We start from the raw sequence: 19181 nt of genomic DNA, 5'->3' as shown, positions 1-19181 counted from the left end.
GGGAAGGTGCTGGCCTCCGAGCGCGGAATATACCAGCGAAACAGAAGCGGTGAAAGGTCTTGCATGTGGCGGGATACCGCATGTGCCGTAGGGCTTTTCCCTACGTGCGCGCCGGTTCTTCGGCGGAACGTCAACCGCTTTCACGCGGAGGCCGCGGGGGTGGCGGAGGGGCGCGGGGCCATCACCCCGCGCCGTCTTCCGGGGCGCGGGGCAGAATGAGCGTAAAGACGCTGCCGGACGCCGGCGTGCTCACCGCCGTCAGTGCGCCCCCCATCCCGCGCGCCAGCTCTCGGCTGATGGCCAGCCCCAGCCCGGTGCCCTGCTGCGTGCGGGTGAGCGCCCCGTCCACCTGCACGAAGGGCTCGAAGATCTCGGCCAGGAAGGCCGCGGGAATTCCCATTCCGGTGTCGCGCACGTGCAGCCGCACGGAGGCGTCCTCCGCCTCGCACCACAGCTCCACCCGTCCGCCGGCCGGGGTGAACTTGACGGCGTTCCCCAGCAGGTTGAGCAGCACCTGCCGCAGCCGCCCCGCGTCGGCCAGGGTGTACAGCGGGGCCCCGCACCGCACCTCCAGGTGCAGCCCCTTGGCTTCGGCCTGCGGGCGCACCATCGCCTCGGCGGCGCGCATGGGCCCCTCCAGGGCCACGGCCTCCACCTGCAGCTCCGCGTACCCCGCCTCCAGCTTGGCGTAGTCCAGCACGTCGTTGATGAGCCCCAGCAGGTGCTGCTGCGCCCGCTGCACCCGTTCCAGGTGGTCGGCCTGCAGGGAGGTGAGCGGGCCCTGCACCTCCAGCAGAAGCAGGTCCACGTACCCGGCGATCGCGTTCAGCGGGGTGCGGATCTCGTGGCTCATGGTGGCCAGAAAGCGGCCCTTGGCGGCGTTGCCGGCCGCGGCGGCCTCCAGCGCCACCTCCAGCCGGCCGGCCAGCGCCTGCGCCTCGCGGGCCCGCGCCTCGGCCAGGTCGCGCGACGCCACGGCCTCCTGCTCGGCGCGGCGCATCCGCAGCAGGGCGTTGACGGTGGCCACCAGCTCGCGCGCCTCCACCGGCTGGGCCACGTACGCGTCCGCCCCGCCCTCCAGCCCCTGCACGCGGTCTTCCAGCCCGCGCCGCGCGGCGGACAGCTGCAGCACCGGAATGGAGCGCGTGGCGGGGTCCGCCTTGAGCCGGCGGCACACCTCGAATCCGTCCACGTCCGGCAGGTTGATGTCCAGCACGATCACGTCCGGGCAGTCGCGCGCCAGCCGCAGCCCTTCGATGCCGTTCTCCGCCTCGCGCACGGTGAAGCCCGCCTGCCGCAGCACGCGTCCGGTGGCGTAGCGGCTGGGGGGATAATCCTCCACCAGCAGTACGGCGGGTGAATCAGACGATTGCATGGGGCGCTTCGGATGGCGGGGTGCCCGCGAACCGCAGAGGGATTCGCAGAGTGAACACGGAGCCGACCGCCGGCGTGCTGTCCACCTCCAGCGTGCCGCCCAGAAGCAGGGCGAAGCGGCGCGACAGGGCAAGGCCGAGTCCCGTGCCCCGCGCGCCGCGCTGCAGGGGAGACTCCACCTGCGCGAAATCCTGAAAGATGCGGTGCCGCTCCGCTTCCGGGATGCCGATTCCCGTGTCGGCGACGCGGAACGCGGCCCAGCCCGGCTCGGAGGTGTGCACCGACACGCGCACCTCGCCCGCGCGGGTGAACTTGAGCGCGTTGGAAATCAGATTGCGCAGCACCTGCGAAACCTTGCCTTCGTCCGTGTGCAGTTCGGGAACGCCCGCGGCGTCTTCGAACACCAGCGCCACCTCCCTGCGGGCGTGCAGCGGGCGAAAGGTGGCGCGCAGGGCGCTGAACAGGTCGTCGGCGGAAAAAGGCGCGGGACGCACCTCCACCTGTCCCGCCTCCATGCGGGCGGCGTCCAGCAGTTCGTCCACCATCTGCAGCAGGTCGGCCGCGGAGGTGCGCACGAAGCCCACCTGCGTTTCCTGCTCGGCGGTCAGCGGCCCGTCCACGCGGTTCAGCAGCAGCTCGGTCAGCGCCAGCATGGCGTCCAGCGGGGTGCGGAACTCGTGGCTCACGTAGGACAGAAACTGCGCCTGCAGGCGGTTGGCGCGCCGCAGCTGCTCGGCCTGCTCTTCCAGCTCGGTGTACAGCGCCACCACGCCGCGGTTGGTGTCTTCCAGCTCGCCGTTCAGCCGCTCCATCTCTTCCTGCCGCTCGCGCAGCGCGGCCAGGGCCCCCAGCAGCTCCTGGTTCTGCCGGCGCACCTCGTCCGCCGGGTCCGCCGGACGCTCGCGCGCCAGCTGCTCGGCCAGGCGCGACGCGGCGGCCGCGTCCACGAGGGGCGCGCCGGGGGGAAGGGCGCGCGCCAGCGTGACCCTCGTCCCGCGGCCGGGCGCGGTGTCGACGGTGACGCGGTCCACCAGCCGGTGCGCCCCCGCCAGCCCCACCCCCATCCCGCCGGCCGAGCGCCAGGTACCCGCCAGCACCGCGTCCAGGTGCGGAATCCCCGGCCCGCGGTCCGATACGGTGACTTCCAGCCGTTGTGCCCCCGGCTCTCCCGCCACCGCGAACTCCACCCGGCCGCCCCCGGCGTACTCCCAGGCGTTGCGGGCGATCTCCGACACGGCCGTGGCGATGCGGACGGCGTCCTGCGCGTCCATCCCCAGCAGCAGCGCCATCTGCCGCGCCCGCTGCCGGGCGGGGACCACGTCGGTGTCGCGGGCGATGGAAACGGCGAGCAGCGCGCTCATCCGCGGGCGCCCGGCCGCAGCGCCGCCACCGTGGCGTCGTCGCGGCCGCGCCGGAAATCGCGGAACAGCACCGCGGCCAGCAGCGCCGGGTCGCGCGCCGCCAGCCCCGGGTAGCGGTCCGCGTCCCACTGCGCCGAAACCCCGTCGGTGTGCATCACCAGCACGGCGCCGGGGGGGAAGGCGGCCTCGAACTCCTGGAACTTGCGCACCTGGTGGCCCACGATCCCCGCGTGCGAAACCAGCGAGGCGCGCCGCCCGGGCGCCACCACGTGCGCGGCCACGTTGCCGATCCCGCAGAAGCGGACGGTGCCCTCCGCCGGGCGCACCTCGGCCAGTGCCGCCGCCGCTCCGCGGGTGCCGCGCAGCGCCGCGTGCAGCGTTTCCATCCCCGCCATGGGCGAAGGGGGAAGGGCTCGATAAAAGGCGGCGGACGCGGATTCCGCCGCCTCCGCCGCGCCGATGCCGTGCCCCAGCCCGTCCACCACCAGCAGAAGGTGGCGCCCGCCGTCTTCCGCGTGCGCCCACCGGTCGCCGCACGCTTCTTCGCCGGGGTAGGGGCTGCACACGGCGCCCACCGCCGGCGCGTCCATCGGCCCGGGGGTGCGCGGCCACAGGCGGGCCAGCAGCGCCGTTCCCGCCCCGGGCGCGCTCCATCCCTCAAAGTGGTCGGACACGCGCCCCAGCGCGCCCAGCCCCGTGCCGGACGTGCCCGCGCTGGACACGCCGTCCACCATGGCGGCCGACATGTCGGCCATTCCCGCGCCGCGGTCCAGCACCAGCAGCTCCAGCCCGGTCACGCCTCCGCCGGCGATGCGGCGCACCAGGATCTCGCCGCCCCGGGGGGTGTGCTTGATCAGGTTGGTGGCGGCCTCGGTGGCCACCAGGGCGGCGCGCCCGGCCTCCGCCTCGGTCCATCCCAGCGCCGCGGCCAGGCGCGACACCTCGCGCCGGGCCTCGCCCACCTGCGAGGGCTCCATCACCACGATGGAGCGGCACACCACGTCTACTTCCACTTGACGATCTCCACCCGGGTGCCGGCGCCCGGCGCCGTATCGATGCGGAATTCGTCCATGAGGCGGCGGCTTCCGCTCAGCCCCAGACCCAGCCCGTTTCCCGACGTGTATCCATCGCGCAGCGCCAGCTCCAGGTCGGGAATGCCGGGGCCGTCGTCGCTCACCAGCAGCCGCAGCCCGGGGCGCGGGCCGCCCAGCAGGGTGTCCAGCCGGGCCGATCCGCCGCCGCCGTACACCACCGCGTTGCGCCCCAGCTCCGAGGCGGCGGTCACCAGCTTGGTCTGGTCCACGAGGGAGAATCCCATCTCCTTGGCCAGGCCGCGCACCGCCTGCCGCATGCGTACCACGTCCTCGTCGGTGCGCAGCGGGTGGTCCTCACTCCGCGAAGGGATCATCCATGCCCTCCGCGGCCGGGGCGTCGAACACCGACTCCCGCAGCAGCGCCATCCCGCGGTTCACGTCCAGCGCGGTGCGGATGCCGGGCAGGGTGAGTCCCAGCTCCACCAGGGTGATGGCGACGGCGGGCTGCATTCCCACCACGACCGTTTCCGCGTCCAGCACGCGGGCCACGGAGGCGATGTTGGCCAGCACGCGGCCGATGAACGAATCCACGATCTCCAGCGCGGAGATGTCAATCAGCACGCCCTGCGCCCCGGTCTGGACGATGCGCTCCGCCAGGTCGTCCTGCAGCGCCAGGGCCAGCCGGTCGTGCATGTCGACCTGGATGGAAACCAGCAGCAGCTCCCCCAGGCGCAGAATGGGAATGCGGTCCATGGGTCAGCTCCGCCGCGCGGCCTGCGCCGGCGCGGCCGCCACCAGCGACTGGCCGGTCTGCCGCAGCGCCAGGCGGAATGCGTCGGCCAGGGTGGCCTTGGTGGCCACGGGGCCCAGGTCCACCCCCAGGTGCACGATGGTCTGCGCGATCTGCGGGCGGATGCCGCTGATGATGCACTCCGCCCCCATCAGCCGCGCCGCCGCCACCGTCTTGATCAGGTGCTGCGCCACCAGGGTGTCCACCATGGGCACGCCGGTGATGTCGATGATGGCCACCGCGCACCCCGTATCCACGATGCGCTGCAGCAGGCTTTCCATCACCACCTGCGTGCGGGCGCTGTCCAGCGTGCCGATGAGCGGCAGGGCCAGAATGCCGTCCCACAGCTTCACCACCGGGGTGCTGAGCTCCATCAGTTCCATCTGCTGCCGGTGAATGACTTCCTCGCGGCTGCGCTGGTACACCTCGGTGGTGAACAGGCCCAGCGCGTCCAGCACGGCGGTGGCGCGCCACAGCCCGTCCATCCGCGCCTCGGAATCCGCGCCGTCCTGCTGGATGCGGCTGAAGACGGGCTGCTTGAGGGAAAAGACGAAGGTGGCCGTTTCCGTGGGCGACAGTCCCTGCAGCGCCCACTGCCGCGACACGCGGCTCAGCAGGTCGCGCACGCCGTTGAAGGCGGCGCCGGCGACCTCGCCCCCGCCCGCCACCACGGCGGCGTTCAGCAGTTCAATGAACTCGGCGCCCTGCTGCCGCAGCTCCGCCGCGGAAATGAGGCCGGCGCGCCCGTTGCGCGCGGAGGCCTGTTCGCGAAGCCACGCGTCCAGCAGCGCGTCGCGGTCGGTGGACAGGGCGGAGGCGAACAGGTCGCCGCTGGTGGCCGTCATGGATGATTTCGGTGTTCAGGCGTTTGCGAGGGTGCACCCGGCGGACAATGTACGCGGCCGGGGCCGGGCCGGCATCCCGCGGCGGGCTCCCCGGGCGCATCGGGAGGGAACTACGATGCCGCCCCGGCCAGCGGCGCTTCCAGCCGCAGGTCCCACTGACAGTTCGAGCAGCGCACCACGTGGGGGTACTTCATCCGACCCAGCTCGCTGAACTCCTGCTCCGTTCCGCACTTGGGGCACTTGCCCCGGAGGCTGACAAGGGTGCGCTGCTCGCGGAAGCGGTTGAACGCGCGGTACGCGCCCAGAAAGAACACCAGCAGCACCCACGGAATGTGCGGCGGGATGAAGAAGACGAGCGGGATCAGCAGCCAGAGCGACAGGTTGGCCAGCGCCGAACTGCGCCGCCACGCCGGGCTGCGCTCGATCACGCGCGCCCGCGCCTCCGTCCACTCGCCCGACGCGAACACCAGCCGCGCCGGCACCTCGGGCACCTGCTCCATCGCCGTACTCACCTGGTCTGCTGCTGAACGGCCGCGGCCACGCCCACTCCCGCGGCGTCCCACGCAAAGTCGCGGAACGACGGGGTGCTCCCCGCGGTGCTGCGGTCGCGCCACTCCTTCCACGCGCCCACGCCCACGCCCGTCCCCGCGCCCACCAGCGTGCTGGCGTCGCGGCTGAGCCCCGCGGCGCGGGCGCCGCTCGCGGCCAGGCTGGTGACCACAAAGGAAACGGCGAAGTGCTTCAGCTTGTCTTCGCCCAGCCAGCTGTCGCGCGGCGGGTCCGGCGGCCCTGGACGGCGCAGCGCGGCGGGGCGAGCCTCGCCGTACACGCCCAGGCGGGTGCGGGCGGCGAGGACGGCATCCGGCGCGGCGGGCGCACCCGGGGCGGCGGGGACGCCCAGCGCCAGGCACAGCATCAGGATGCAGGGATTCACGTGCGGACCTCGTCTGGGGTGAGCCCGCCCACGCGGCGCGCGGCCGCCCGGGCGGCGATCAGCGGGCCGTGCAGCTTGCCGTTCTCGATGAAGATCTTGTTGGCGTCGTGCCCGCTGACCACGACGCCAGCCACGAACACGCCGGGCACGTCCGTTTCCATCGTCGCGGGGTCGTGCACGGGGACGCCGGTGATGGGGTCGATGGTCGTTCCCAGGCTGCGCAGGAGCCACGGGTCCGGCTCGTATCCCGTCATCGCCAGCACCCAGTCGTTGGGGATCACGACGCGCTCGCCCGTTTCCAGGCTTTCGGCCACGACCTCGCCCGGGCGGATCTCCACCAGCTGGTGGCGCCACAGGGCGGGGATGGAGCCTTCGGCGATGCGGTTCTCGATGTCCGGCTTCACCCACGGCTTCACGCCGCGGTCGATCCCCTCGAACAGGTGGACCATCGTCACCCGCGCGCCCTCGCGCCAGCAGAGCAGCGCCGCGTCTGACGACGAGTTGCCCCCGCCGATGACGACGACGTCCTGGTTCCAGTACGGGTACGGCTCGTCGAAGTAGTAGCGCACCTTGGGCAGTTCCGCGCCGGGCACGTTCAGCAGGCGCGGATTGTCGTAGTAGCCGGTGGCCACCACCACGTTGCGCGCGCGGTGCTCGTGCTGTCCGCCCCGCGCCGTGGTGCGCAGCACGAACAGTTCGCCATCGCGCGCGACCTCCGTCACCTCTTCGTACTGCCGCACGTCCAGCCGGTAGAATTCGGCCGTCTTCCGGTAGTAGCGCAGCGCCTCGCGCCGCGACGGCTTGTCGCCGGAGGTGGTGAAGGGAATGCCGCCGATCTCCAGCTTTTCCGGCCCGCTGAAGTAGGTGACGTACGTGGGATGATCCATCATGGCCTGCGTGATGGCGCCGCGGTCAAAGAGCGTGCAGCTCAGCCCCGCCTGTTCCGCCGCGATCCCCACGGCCAGCCCGCACGGCCCCGCGCCCACCACTGCGATGTCGACGATCTCGGTCATTCTGCTGTCGTTCTCTGCAATCCGTCCGGTGTTCGCGCCGCCTGTCGCACGAGGCGCGCCGGATGACTTACACCACCTCGCCGGGGCCGGTCCCGCCGCGCAATCTGGCGACCGTGCTGATGGGCCGCTACTCGCACGACAGCAACTGCCGTTTCACACGGAGGTCACGGAGGATGCACGGAGGGCACGGAGGAACAGCGCAACGGAATGGCTCACGCAGAGCAGCAGAGCAGCAGAGCAGCGGAGCAGCAGAGCGGAGAAACCGAAATCATTGATCGATGGTGGAATGTGGAAGGGGCACGCGGGTCCGAGGGAATCCCCTCCGTGACCTCCGTGCCCCCTCCGTGCCCTCCGTGTGAAACGGCAGTTCAAGACGATTGCATGCGATCGTCACTCCGCCGCTTCGCGCTGCTCCGGGCCGTCTTCCGCGGCCACGAGCGCCTGCTCCAGATCCGCGATCAGGTCTGCCGCGTCCTCGATGCCGAGAGACACGCGGATGAAGCCGTCGCGGATGCCGTTGTCCGCCCGTTCCTGCGGCGTCATGGCGCCATGCGAGGTGTGGCGCGGCTCGGAGACCAGCGATTCCACGCCGCCCAGGCTGGGCGCCACCTTGGCCAGCCGCAACGCCCGCACGAAGCGCGACGCCGCGGGCCCGCCGCCGCGCAGTTCAATCCCCATCATCCCGCCAAAGCCGTCCAGAATGCGCGACGCCACCTCGTGGTCCGGGTGCGAGGCCAGCCCGGGATAGAAGGTGTGCGCGATCTCCGGCCGCCCCTCCGCCCAGCGGGAAATCTCCATCCCGTTGCGGTTGTGGCGCTCCATGCGCACGGACAGCGTCTTCATCCCGCGCTCCAGCAGCCACGCCGCGTGCGGATCCAGCATGGGCCCCCACACGCGCGCCCGCTTGCGCGCCTCGCCCACCCGCGCATGGCTCCCCACCAGCGCGCCGGCGGTCACGTCGCTGTGACCGGCCAGGTACTTGGTGGCGCTGTGCATCACCAGGTCCGCCCCGTGCTCCAGCGGGCGGAAGTTGAAGGGCGACGCAAAGGTCGCGTCCACCACCAGCGCCGCGCCGTGCTCGTGCGCCGCGTCGGCGATGGGGCGCAGGTCCGCCACGCGCAGCAGCGGATTGGACGGAAACTCGCCCAGGACGACGCGCGTTTCCGGACGGATCGCTTCCCGCCATCCGGGGGAAAAGAAGTCCACGTACGTCGTGGTGATCCCCAGCCGCGTCAGTTCGGTGCTCAGCAGGGCGCGGGTTCCGCCGTAGATGGCGTCCGTGGCCACCACGTGGTCGCCGGCCTGCAGCAGCGAAAGCATCGCGCACGCCATCGCCGCCATCCCGCTTCCCAGCACCAGCGCGTCGTCGCCGCCGTCCAGCGCCGCCAGCCGCGCCTCCACCACCGTGTGGTTGGGCCCGTTTCCGTAGCGGGAGTACAGCAGGTCGCCCCCGCCGTCGGGGTCCATGTAGAACGTGGTGCTCGGGACGATCGGGTTCACCACCGGCGCGTTGGGCCGGGGCTCCGGGTCTCCGGCGTGAACCGCGCGCGTACCCAACCCGCCGTGGCTGGCCATCATGCGTCCTGCAGTAGAAGTGCGGAAAGCGGCGACACGGTGCCGTCCACGTGCACGGCGGCCACCCGCTTCAGATAGAAGTGCGTCAGCGCGCCGGTCACCGCTTCGCGCGCCAGCCCCGTTTCCTCCGCCAGCTCCGCGCGCGAGGCGCGGCCGCGGCGAACCAGGGCATCCCACACGGCGCGCTGCACGGGGTCCGTTTCGCCCAGCAGAAGAACGGGGCCGTCATCGTCCACCGCCACCACCAGCAGGCCGTGCCGCTCCAGCACGGCCTCGATGGCCTCCACGTGGTGCTCCTGAAGGTTGCGGACCACGAAGAACGCCTCGGCGGGTCGTTCTTCGCCCAGGTACCGCAGCAGCAGCTTGGCGACGATTTCGTCGGCGCAGGAATAGTCCAGCACCCGGACCTGTGAAAAGTCCAGGATACTCATCGTTACCTGCCGCTCGGCGTCCTCCATTTCGGCGATCTGGCTCTCCACGCCGGTCCGGATGGCGCGCCCCGTGGGGCGCGTAACCAGGTTGCTGAAGAGAGAGGTCACCGAACGGCGGGCGGCGTGCGACAGGTCGATGGGAAGCGGAGCGATCCTGCGCCCTTGAAGCATCGAATCAGGCCGCGGCCTCGTTGACCGTCACCGATTCCATCTTGTCGCCGGCGCGGATCTGCGTGATGATGTCGAGGCCCTCGGTCACCTTGCCGAACACGGTGTGCACGCCGTTCAGGTGCCGCGTGTTCTGCTCGCTCAGCACGATGAAGAACTGGCTGCCGCCCGTGTCCTTGCCGGCGTGCGCCATCGAAAGCGCGCCGAGTTCGTGCTTGTGCGGGTTGCCGGCCGTTTCGCACTTGATCTTGTAGCCCGGGCCGCCGCTGCCCACGCGCGGGTTGTTCAGGCCGCCCGCTTCCTTGGTGATGGGATCGCCGCCCTGCACGACGAAGTCCGGAATCACGCGATGAAAGATGATGCCGTCGTAGAAGCCGTCCTTCACCAGCTTGGTGAAGTTGTCCACGGTGCCGGGCGCCTCGTTGGGGTACAGCTCGGCCGTGAACGTGCCCTTGTTGGTCTGAAAAGTAACGGTCGCCATGTCGGTGCTCTCTGTGGAGAAGTGAAACAGGTAAACGATCTCGTTCGATTGGACCCCACCCGGAACCTGCACTCACGCGAGTGCCGGACAGTGACGCGGATGCCGGACGTGACGCGGATGCCGGAATCTGCCCAACGGGCGTGATCCTGAGGAGGCACCGGCCGCACGTCAGCGGCCCTGTACGCGCCCAACGGGCATCATCCTCAGGAGGCCCCGACCGGGCTGTGAAAGGCGCGGAACGCGCCCAACGGGCGTCATCCTCAGGAGGCACGACCGGGCCGTCAGAGGCGCCGAACGCGCCGAACGGGCGTCATCCTGAGGAGGCACCGCCCGCGCCGTCAGCGGCGCCGAACCGTGGTGCCGACGAAGGATCTACCATCCGCCGAGCCAACCATCCGGCCCGCACCGGCGCATCTCACCGGGACCGACCAGTCCGCCACCCCGATCGCGGTCCCCTATCCATGTCATCCTGAGGAGGCACCGGCCGCGCCGTCAGCGGCGCCGAACCTTGGTGCCGACGAAGGATCTACCGTCCGCCAAGCCAACCATCCGCCCCGCGCCGCCCTCGCCCGGCATGCCGGAGGGGCGGGCGAAGCCGGTCCCCTCGATAGTCGCACGGGCGTCCGCGAGCGAATGAGTTCGCCGCTGGTGAGGCACGAAGTCCGCCTTCGCGGACTGCGGTGGGCCATCTCGGTGCGTTACGCGCGCTTGGCTCGTGTCCAGGCCAGATCCTTCGGTCGCGCCAAGCATCGTCGCGGCGGATGGTGCGGCTTGCGCTCCCTCAGGATGACACCGCGCGGGAGATGACGCACCGGCTGCCGACGCCACCTCATCGACCGCGCGAAGCGGAGCCGCCTTACCGGCGGACGGGCCGGGCCGGCGCGGCGGCGCGGGCGGCAGGCTCCGCGGGCGGCGTTTCCGACTTTGCAGGAAGGATGATCAGGATCTGTGACCCGGGAAAGTTCGCCAGGTCCGTCACCATCGGCACGCCGTCGTCCCAGTCCGGCACGTCCGCGATGCGCGCGGTGCCGCTGCGGATGGCGATCTTTCCCCCCCAGCGCCCCACCTTCTTGCGGATCTGCTTGAGCCCCTGCCCGCGTCCCGGATCGCGAAAGCGCGTCACTCCGTGGATGAACGCCGCTTCCAGCGCCGTGGCGTCGCCCCAGCGCTCGCCAAAGCGGCCGGAATGCTCCCGGTCCAGCGATCCGCGAAAGCCGATACCCAGGTCCATCACCGCGATCACCACCACGCGCTTGTCGATGCGGCGCCAGCGGCGGTACGTCTGAATGCCCACCCACCCGGGCGCGTCCGCGTGCTCGATGATGTTCTGCGACACCTCGCTCAGCAGCATGCTGAACGCGATGGCGTCCGCCCGCGAGTAGCCCAGCTGCTCCGCCAGCAGCGTGCTGATGCGGTTCTCGTTCAGCTCGTCGATGACCCCGTGCACGTCCTCGTGCGAGTTGATCGCGGTGATGGGCAGCATCACCCCGGACTCGCCGATGCGCGGCCGCGGCGCGTCGTGCATCTCGAACGCCGCGCCCGCCGCGCCCACGAAGCCCATGCGCGTGAAGTAGCCCCCCACATCCGACGCCTGCGGAAACTGCAGGATCGGCTTTACGCCGTCTCGCGTGAAGTGCTCGCCCAGCGCCAGCAGCCCCGTCATGCCGTACGGATCGGCGAAGCGGACGTGGCGCGCGTCAAACAGCAGGCGCGCGTCCCCGGCCCGCGACGCTTCATCGACCATGGCGTCGAAGGCGTCGGAGTCCAGCGTGGGAGGTACGGAGATGACGTGCGTCATGGACGGCCGAAAGCGGGGTTCATCATCCCCACAACGTATCACCCGCCGCACCGGCGAGAAAGTCCGCCCCTCGTCCACTGTGCGCGGATTGGGCCCGCTCTCATCTGCGGATCGGAGTCCGCCCTGTACCCCGCCGCCACAATCGCGGCGGGTCTCGCAATCGCCCTGCGGCGTGCCCTGACCCCTCTGCCAGCAGGATGCAAAACGCCCCCGCGCCGATTTCGGGCGCGGGGGCGTTGTCGCGGAGCGTACGATCAGTCGCGGCGCTGATGTCCGGCTAGCCGCCGTTCCTCCGTTTCCGCTCTGAACTTGGCGGATTCCTCCTCGAAGAACCTGATCCGCTCCTCCTGAGTCGCATCTTTCAGCAGTTCGTGGTGGGCATCGCGGATCGCCCGCACCATCGCGACAGCGTCGATCGTCAATCGTCAGATCGTCCATGTCACTCCCGCCTCCTTGCCGCGCCGCGCGGTCACGTGCGAACTGCGCATGCAGTCGATCGGCCCGTTCCGCGTGGAAGCGGATGACCTCGTCCGGCGTCGCGCCCTTCAACCGCCGGGTGTGATCATCCCGGATCCGTCGCACCATCGCAAGCGCGTCAACGGAAAGCTTATCCATTTGCCCAGCGCTGTTCAGTTACCATCTCGGGCATGGCGCCCAGCCAACCGACGCTCCGCCATTTCTGCTCTGAACTTCGCGGATTCCTCATGAAAGAACCTGATCCGCTCTTCCTGAGTCGCATCCTTCAGCATCTCGTAATGGGCATCGCGGATGGCGCGAACCATCGCAACAGCGTCAATCCTCAGTTCGTCCATGGCGCGTCACCTCTCTTGGAGTGCGAATATGTACGGGAGAGTATCCACAGTCGCGATTGGCCGCGTTAAACAGCTGCATTCTTCTGTAGTTCACGATGTGCTTGAAGTTCCAACTCACGATGGAATCTACTTCCGCAACTGTCGCGAGTGCGATATGCAGGCCGTCGTTGAAGTACTTGGGTGAGAGAATTTCCCGCGCCTCGTACATCTTCGCGAGTGTGTCAACCTCGTCGCCGACGAACAGCATTTCTGCATGCAAGTCCAGAAGCTCGATCCACAACTCCTTCACAGGTGTTGGCGCACCGACCAGTTCCGCCTCGACCACCTCGGAAACCACCGGACGATAGATCCCGAGCCGAAAATCCGTGAACAGGCCCGTGGACCAGGGCGCAAACTCAGAGTCGAAGCATCCCCCGATCACTGAGGTATCGATGTAGATCCGCTGCCCGCTCACCCGGCTTGCCCTCCATCATCTCAGACCAACCCAGCCACTATGGACAGCCTCAAAGATCGCGGGTTCAGGGGTGATTGTCAACAGTGTCCATTTATTGCTACGCGGGTGGCTTGAAACGAGTGTGCCTCCACACCGATTGGCGTGGAGGCACGGTACTTTGTGAGCGAGTGATGATCTGCCGTGTCCGGCGATCAGGCGGCGAGGGCCTGCAGCCTCGCGATGCGCTCTTCGGTGGGCGGGTGCGTGCTGAACAGCTTGGACACGCCCCCCATTCCCGCCAGCGGGTTCACCTGGGCCAGCGGCGCCACCGCGGGCGCCACGTCCATGGGAATGCGCCGCGCGCCGTTTTCCAGCCGGGCCAGCGCGCTCGCCAGCGCCAGGGGGCGCCCGGAAATCTGCGCGCCCACCTGGTCGGCCTTGAACTCGCGCTGGCGGCTGATGGCAAACTGAATCAGCATCGCCGCGATGGGCGCCAGAATCGCCATCATCAGGGCCGCGGCCGGGCTTCCGTCCTCGTCGTCGCGGCCGCCGAAGAAGAGGCCGAAGTGCGCCAGGTTGCTGATGGCGCCGGCCATGGTGGCCGTCACCGTCTGCAGCAGCATGTCGCGGTTCCTGATGTGCGCAAGCTCGTGCGCCACCACGCCTTCCAGCTCCTCGCGCGACACCAGGTCCATCAGCCCCGCCGTCACGCACACCACGGCGTGCTCCGGGTTGCGCCCCGTGGCAAAGGCGTTGGGCTGGGCGTGCGGCGCAATGGCCACCACCGGCATGGGCAGCCCGGCGCGCTGGCGAAGGCGGTCCACCATCTCGTACAACTCCGGCGCCTCGGCCGCGGTCACCACCCGGGCGCCGTACATCCGCAGCACCATGGTGGACGATCCCCAGTACATCGCCACGTTCATCACCGCGGCAAACACCAGCGCCATCACCATTCCGGACTGGCCGCCCAGCAGCGCGCCCACGCCGCCGAACAGGGCGGTCAGCCCGGCCATCAGCACGAAAACCTTGGCGTTGTTCATCCCATCCCTCCCTTGCGTGACATCCCCCGTCAGCGGCCGTTGCGGGCCCGCACCCGCACCGGGGCGGGTTTCGGGGCGCGCTCTCCGCACCGGATCATTCCCGCGCCCAGAAGCGCCGCCACCATGCTCCAGATCCACAATGCCATCATCGGTTCCATCCCGGTTCAGGGACTCCACATCAGGCCGGAGTGCGTGCCGCAGGCAGATTTCTGGCCGCGGCCGGCGACGATGAAAAATCGCAATCACGCCACCGCCGTTCAAGCCCACCTATTCATTCCCGAAGCGAATTCCGACCTCGCCCGGCGGGACCGATCCGCGCATCTCCAGCGCAAATACCCACGTAACAAGGATATACGCTTCCTAGGCATCCCGTAAGCATAATAAAATTATATGTGGATTAGCAGAACTGTGCATCCACGAAGCGCGGGAGCGCGGCTACGCGCCGGCAGCCGGCGGCGGGTTCATGGTTGCCGCGCGGGATGGCTGGCGCGGCTTGCGGGTGTGGGGACGGGCGGGCTCGAACAGGTGCTGGCGCGCGGATTCGCAGATGGCCACCACGGCGGGATGCTTGAGCTTGCGCTCCACGCTGATGGCGTAGAAGCGCTCGCGGATGGTGTCCATCGCGCCGATGGCCTCCACGCGAAACTGCCGCCGCACCTCCGCGTCAATCACGGAGGGCGACGCGAACACGCCCACGCCGGCCTGGCCGAATGCCATCATCAGCGCGCTGTCGGCGATGTGGGCCACGGTGCGGGGGCGGATCTCCTCCTGGTCCAGCCACAGTTCCAGCGACCGCCGCAGCGTGGTGTTCTCCGTCGGCATCAGGAAGGGGGCGCCGTTCAGTGAGCGCGGCCACTGCTCGCGCAGTTCCGCGGCCTGCTCGGAGGTGGCGAACAGGGTGACACCGCACTCCCCCAGCAGGTGGTTGTACGCCTTGACGCTGGAAGTGGGCGGAAGCGGGCTGTCGGTAAGGACGAGGTCCAGCGCGTGGATGGAAAGTTCAGCGAGCAGGCGGTCCGGCCGGTCGTCCACCAGCACCAGTTCCACCGGATCGCCAAGGGAGAGAGCGGGCTCCAGCAGCCGGTAGGCCACCAGCTTGGGGATGGAATCCGCGATCCCCACGGCCAGGCGCAGCGGCCGGCCGGTGGGGCGCCCCTTGAGCACGTCCACCATCTCGTGCCCGGTGCGGAAGATGTCGTCCGCGTAGCGGAAGGCCACCTGTCCCGCCTCGGTGAGCACCAGGTTGCGGCCGCTCTTCTGGAACAGCTTTTCCCCCAGCGACCGCTCCAGCTTGTGGATCTGCGCGCTGATGGCCGGCTGCGTGAGGTGAAGCATGGTGCAGGCGCGCGTGACGCTTCCTTCGCGCGCCACCGTCCAGAAGTAGAGCAGGTGCTTGTAGTTCAGCTGTGTCATGGGCGGTGTCCGCGTGTGGATGGCTCCCCTGAGTCATACACCCCACGCACACCGCCGGGCAAGATGCATAACGGAAAGCTATCGGCGCGGGCCCCGCAGCTGCCGCACCAGACCGCCCACTTCGCGAATCACCCGCGGGTCGCCTTCGCGCAGCAGCGCGGCGAGAATGTGCTTGCACACCCGTTCGCGCCACAGGTGGTCTCCGCAGTCGCAGCGGGGAACCAGCTGCGAACGCAGATCCACCCAGTGCGGCTCATCGCCGCCCGTGACGCGGTAGCGGCCCAGCCCCACGCGCACGGCCGTGAGCCCCAGGCAGCGTTCCAGCCGGCCGGTCTCCACCCCGCCCGCACCCTCGAAATCGATCATCTCCATGGTCGTCCTTTCCGAGTGATTCCGTTCCTTTCCCGTCTGAGATGATACCCCGCAGCAACTCCAGTGTTCGCCTTTTGTTCGGGTTTTCGACCCGGAAACGCAACGAGTACGGCGGGTACGGAGGGGGAGCGCGGAGAGCGCAATCAGCGCTTCGAGTGTCTCTCCCGCGAAGCTTCCCCGCGACCTCCGCGACCCCCGCGACCTCCGCGTGAGAGCCGTTGGCGGACCTGGACGACGAACGTGAAAAAGCCCCGGACGAGAGCGCGGCGGCATCTCGTTCGGGGCCTGGTCGATCAGGTGGAAACTGGAACCGGCGGCGCGCCACCGGTCGTCCCGGAAAGCTACTCGGGCCGGGGCGCCAGCGTGTTGCGAATGCGCTGCAGTTCCTCGCGCAGGCTGCGGATAGTGGCGTCTCGCTCGGCCACCTCGCGGCGCAGGCGGGCCGCCTCGGCGCTCCCTTCGGCGTTGCCGCGCGGCACCACCACCGTGTCCGTTCCCGTTCCGCGGGGCCGCACGATGACGTTGGGATCACAGCGCAGTTCGCCCTGGCGCTGCTCGCACGGCAGGGAAAGCTGCCGGGCCAGGTCCAGCAGCATCGCCGCCTCGGGCCGGCGGGGCAGGGCGCCGCCCGCGGAGTCCGCGGCCACGAACACGTCCAGGTTCTGCGCCGCGAGCCCCGGATTGAACGTGGGTCCGTCCGGGTTCAGATACAGCGTGCCCAGATAGTAGCGGGCCTCGCGCCCCTCGCGGGAGCGCGGGTGTTCGTTCGCCAGCCGCTGAAAGGCGGCGACGGCCACGCGGCCGGAGTCCTGACGGAGCGCGTAGTGCGCCTGCCGCCAGAGCCCGTCGGCGGAACGGGGCGCGTCGGGGCCCGTGGGCACGCGGCCCTGGCCGGCCGAGCACGCCGACAGAACACAGGCGCAGAGCAGAAGAACAGCGGGTCTCATCCAGAATCGGCGGAGGGGCGTCAGGCCGCCTTGGGGGCGGGCGGCCGCTCCGGGAGTTCCACGCGAAAGCGCGTGCCCCGGCCCTCTTCGCTTTCCGCACTGATCGTGCCCCCGTGAGCCTCCACGATTTCCCGCGAAATCGCCAGCCCCAGGCCGGAGCCCACCGAGCGCGGCTGCACGTCGTTGTCCACCTGGTAGAACTTCTCAAAGATGCGCGGCAGCTTGTCCGCCGGAATGCCCACGCCGGAATCCTCCACCCGCACGCAGATGCCGCCGGGGCAGCGCGCCGCGTCCACGCGAATGCTGCCGCCGCGCGAGGTGAACTTGAAGGCGTTGCTCAGCAGGTTGCCCAGCACCTCGTTCAGCCGGTCCTCGTCGCCGGTGATGGTCTGCGGCAGGTCGGGCGCCAGGTGCACGGGAAAGTCGATGCCTCCCTGCGTGGCCAGCACCTGAAAGCCGCTGGTGAGCTCGCGGAAAAAGGCGCGCAGGTCAATCTCGCGCAACTCCAGCCGCCCGCCGCCCGCCTCGAACCGGCTTACGTCCAGCAGCCGGTGAACCAGGCGCGTCAGCCGGTCCGCCTGCGAGTTGACCGCCTCCAGCGTGGTGCGCTGCTTGTCCGACACGGGGCCGTAGATGCCGTCCGCCAGCAGCGTCACGTAGCCGCGGATGACGCTGAGCGGCGTCTTGATCTCGTGCGAGGCCACGGACACGAATTCCGCCTTGAGCCGGTCCAGTTCCCGCAGCCGCGCCGTCATCGTGCGGAACGAGCGCGCCAGGTCGCCCAGCTCGTCCGGGCGCTCCACGGGAATGCGGAGATGCGGATCCAGGTCTCCCTCCGCCACCGTCCCCATGCCGCGGCGCAGCTCGCCGACGGGGCGCAGCAGCGTCCGCGTCAGCCAGGTGCCCAGGATGACCGTCAGCCCGAGGGCGATGGCGAGCGCCGTGAGCGTGGTGCTCACCGCGCCCCGGGCCACCCGCTCGGCGCGGTCCACCTCGTCGCCGGTGCGGTCGCGGATGGCGGCCCCGATGGGAACCACCTCCTTTTCCATCTGCGCGAACCCGCTGGCGATTTCGCGGCGCAGGTCCTCCGGCGTGTCGCCGCCCGCCGCGATGATGGAGCGCTCGCGGTCGATCTGCGAAGACAGCCTGTGCCACAGCTGCTCCGCGCGGGGAATGGCGTCGCCGTAGTGCGAGTCGCGCAGGTTCTGGAAGGCGCGCCCCACCCGGGCAGACGCCGAGTCCACACGGATGCGGGCCGCCGTGGTGTCGCCCGCGCTCCCCTCGGTGACGTCGCCCAGCTGGTGGAGAGCGACGAAGCGGGTCTGCCCGTCGGAGGCGGACTCCAGCGCGTCACGCAGGTCGCCGTACGCGTCGGTGGCCTCCACGTCGCGCGCGTCCAGCGTCTGCGCGATCTTGTGCAGCTCGTTCAATCCCCACAGCGCAAAGGCGGCGGGGATGATGAGGATGGCCGCGATCCCGACCAGGGCAAGGACGATTCTCTGCCGCAGCTTCATGGCGTTTCGTGAAGGGAGGCGCGGAAGACGGCGCGGTTCACGCCGTCCCCTCGCGCTCGCGGCGCTTGACTTCGTCCCACAGTACGTCCAGTTCTTCCAGAGAAGCGCCTTCCATCACCACTCCGCGCTCGCGGGCCACGCCTTCCAGGGCGCGGAAGCGGCGCTCGAACTTGGCGTTGGCGCGGGCCAGCGCGGCGCTGGGGTGGGCGCCCGCCAGCCGGACGACGTTGACGGCGGCAAAGAGCAGGTCGCCCAGCTCGTCCTCCAGCCGGTCGGCGTCTCCCTCCGCCAGTTCGCGGCGCACCTCGTCCGTTTCCTCCGCCACCTTGTCCAGCGCACCGGTGGGATCGGGCCAGTCAAAGCCCACGCGGGCCACGCGCTCCTGTACGCGAAAAGCGCGCAGGAGGGGATCCAGCCCGCCGGGAACGTCGTCCAGAATGCCCGTCGCCGGCTGATCCGCGCGCTCGCGGGCCTTGATGGCGGCCCACGGTTCCTCGGGCCCCAGACCGTACAGGTGGGGATGGCGGCGGCGCATCTTTTGCTCCAGCCCCGCGACCACACTTTCGCGGTCGAACGCGCCCGTTTCCTCGCCGATCACCACCTGGAACGCCACGTTCAGCAGCAGGTCGCCCAGTTCGCCTTCCAGCGCATGGGCGTCGCCGCCGGCGATGGCGCCCGCCACCTCGTGTGCTTCCTCCAGAAGGTAGCGGGTGAGCGACGCGGGGGTCTGGGCTGCGTCCCACGGGCAGTGGGCGCGCAGAAACTGAACCAGCGCCAGGGCGCGGTCCAGGACCCCGGTTTCATCCCGGGGAGCGGGGTTTTCAGCTTGCGATGCACTCACGATGG

Annotated in this window: 22 protein-coding genes; all 22 read right to left on the bottom strand. The window is 69.9% G+C overall.

What is annotated here, in order from left to right; translation table 11 throughout:
- Positions 1-181: 181 nt before the first annotated feature.
- The gene (locus HNQ61_RS22930; protein WP_170040131.1) at positions 182-1375 is read right to left on the bottom strand and encodes an ATP-binding response regulator; all 1194 of its coding nucleotides are present in this window, start codon (positions 1373-1375) and stop codon (positions 182-184) included.
- A complete protein-coding gene (locus tag HNQ61_RS22925; RefSeq protein ID WP_170040129.1) occupies positions 1362-2735 on the bottom strand; it encodes an ATP-binding protein in 1374 nt (457 codons plus the stop codon). Before HNQ61_RS22925 ends, HNQ61_RS22930 begins: the two co-directional genes overlap by 14 nt.
- On the bottom strand, positions 2732-3748 hold the full coding sequence (locus tag HNQ61_RS22920) for a SpoIIE family protein phosphatase (RefSeq protein ID WP_170040127.1): 1017 nt from the start codon (positions 3746-3748) through the stop codon (positions 2732-2734). Before HNQ61_RS22920 ends, HNQ61_RS22925 begins: the two co-directional genes overlap by 4 nt.
- On the bottom strand, positions 3739-4143 hold the full coding sequence (locus tag HNQ61_RS22915; protein ID WP_170040125.1) for an anti-sigma regulatory factor: 405 nt from the start codon (positions 4141-4143) through the stop codon (positions 3739-3741). The genes HNQ61_RS22920 and HNQ61_RS22915 overlap by 10 nt, the downstream gene beginning before the upstream one ends.
- Positions 4124-4522: an STAS domain-containing protein gene (locus tag HNQ61_RS22910; RefSeq protein WP_170040123.1), complete on the bottom strand. Its 399-nt coding sequence runs from the start codon at positions 4520-4522 to the stop codon at positions 4124-4126. Before HNQ61_RS22910 ends, HNQ61_RS22915 begins: the two co-directional genes overlap by 20 nt.
- A 3-nt stretch (positions 4523-4525) precedes the next feature.
- Positions 4526-5404: an STAS domain-containing protein gene (locus tag HNQ61_RS22905; protein WP_170040121.1), complete on the bottom strand. Its 879-nt coding sequence runs from the start codon at positions 5402-5404 to the stop codon at positions 4526-4528.
- Positions 5405-5514: 110 nt separating this feature from the next.
- The gene (locus tag HNQ61_RS22900) at positions 5515-5916 is read right to left on the bottom strand and encodes a hypothetical protein (RefSeq protein ID WP_170040119.1); all 402 of its coding nucleotides are present in this window, start codon (positions 5914-5916) and stop codon (positions 5515-5517) included.
- Positions 5913-6338: a YfiM family lipoprotein gene (locus HNQ61_RS22895; RefSeq protein WP_170040117.1), complete on the bottom strand. Its 426-nt coding sequence runs from the start codon at positions 6336-6338 to the stop codon at positions 5913-5915. Before HNQ61_RS22895 ends, HNQ61_RS22900 begins: the two co-directional genes overlap by 4 nt.
- Entirely contained in the window at positions 6335-7351 is a 1017-nt protein-coding gene (locus HNQ61_RS22890) for a YpdA family putative bacillithiol disulfide reductase (RefSeq protein WP_170040115.1), read from the bottom strand. Before HNQ61_RS22890 ends, HNQ61_RS22895 begins: the two co-directional genes overlap by 4 nt.
- Positions 7352-7741: 390 nt before the next feature.
- The gene (locus HNQ61_RS22885; RefSeq protein WP_170040113.1) at positions 7742-8929 is read right to left on the bottom strand and encodes a trans-sulfuration enzyme family protein; all 1188 of its coding nucleotides are present in this window, start codon (positions 8927-8929) and stop codon (positions 7742-7744) included.
- Positions 8926-9528, bottom strand: a complete 603-nt coding sequence (locus HNQ61_RS22880; protein ID WP_170040111.1) for a hypothetical protein — start codon at positions 9526-9528, stop codon at positions 8926-8928. The genes HNQ61_RS22885 and HNQ61_RS22880 overlap by 4 nt, the downstream gene beginning before the upstream one ends.
- A 4-nt stretch (positions 9529-9532) precedes the next feature.
- Positions 9533-10006 carry a peptidylprolyl isomerase gene (locus tag HNQ61_RS22875; RefSeq protein WP_170040109.1) on the bottom strand — a complete coding sequence of 158 codons (474 nt, stop codon included), beginning with the start codon at positions 10004-10006 and terminating at the stop codon, positions 9533-9535.
- A gap of 856 nt (positions 10007-10862) precedes the next feature.
- The gene (locus HNQ61_RS22870; protein WP_170040107.1) at positions 10863-11804 is read right to left on the bottom strand and encodes an ATP-binding protein; all 942 of its coding nucleotides are present in this window, start codon (positions 11802-11804) and stop codon (positions 10863-10865) included.
- Positions 11805-12058: 254 nt separating this feature from the next.
- Positions 12059-12226, bottom strand: a complete 168-nt coding sequence (locus tag HNQ61_RS22865) for a hypothetical protein (RefSeq protein ID WP_170040105.1) — start codon at positions 12224-12226, stop codon at positions 12059-12061.
- Positions 12227-12433: 207 nt separating this feature from the next.
- Complete coding sequence (locus HNQ61_RS22860; protein ID WP_170040103.1) at positions 12434-12616, bottom strand: hypothetical protein; 183 nt, start codon at positions 12614-12616, stop codon at positions 12434-12436.
- The gene (locus HNQ61_RS22855; RefSeq protein ID WP_170040101.1) at positions 12597-13070 is read right to left on the bottom strand and encodes a PIN domain-containing protein; all 474 of its coding nucleotides are present in this window, start codon (positions 13068-13070) and stop codon (positions 12597-12599) included. The genes HNQ61_RS22860 and HNQ61_RS22855 overlap by 20 nt, the downstream gene beginning before the upstream one ends.
- A 191-nt stretch (positions 13071-13261) precedes the next feature.
- Positions 13262-14089, bottom strand: coding sequence for a zinc metalloprotease HtpX (locus tag HNQ61_RS22850; RefSeq protein WP_170040099.1), 828 nt, complete (start codon positions 14087-14089; stop codon positions 13262-13264).
- A 435-nt stretch (positions 14090-14524) separates the two neighbouring features.
- Positions 14525-15502, bottom strand: a complete 978-nt coding sequence (gene nhaR / locus HNQ61_RS22845; RefSeq protein WP_170040097.1) for a transcriptional activator NhaR — start codon at positions 15500-15502, stop codon at positions 14525-14527.
- A gap of 78 nt (positions 15503-15580) precedes the next feature.
- On the bottom strand, positions 15581-15874 hold the full coding sequence (locus HNQ61_RS22840; protein WP_170040095.1) for an SWIM zinc finger family protein: 294 nt from the start codon (positions 15872-15874) through the stop codon (positions 15581-15583).
- 341 nt (positions 15875-16215) lie between these two features.
- Positions 16216-16821 (bottom strand): outer membrane protein assembly factor BamD, encoded by a 606-nt coding sequence (locus tag HNQ61_RS22835; RefSeq protein WP_170040093.1) that lies wholly within the window; start codon positions 16819-16821, stop codon positions 16216-16218.
- Positions 16822-16841: 20 nt separating this feature from the next.
- A complete protein-coding gene (locus tag HNQ61_RS22830) occupies positions 16842-18335 on the bottom strand; it encodes a sensor histidine kinase (RefSeq protein WP_170040091.1) in 1494 nt (497 codons plus the stop codon).
- A 37-nt stretch (positions 18336-18372) separates the two neighbouring features.
- Positions 18373-19176 (bottom strand): nucleoside triphosphate pyrophosphohydrolase, encoded by an 804-nt coding sequence (gene mazG, locus HNQ61_RS22825; RefSeq protein WP_205762245.1) that lies wholly within the window; start codon positions 19174-19176, stop codon positions 18373-18375.
- Positions 19177-19181: the final 5 nt, after the last annotated feature.

Origin of the sequence: Longimicrobium terrae (assembly GCF_014202995.1) — a bacterium.
In the GTDB taxonomy this organism is placed as follows: Bacteria; Gemmatimonadota; Gemmatimonadetes; order Longimicrobiales; family Longimicrobiaceae; genus Longimicrobium; species Longimicrobium terrae.
This window is presented reverse-complemented; position numbering and strand designations above follow the sequence as displayed.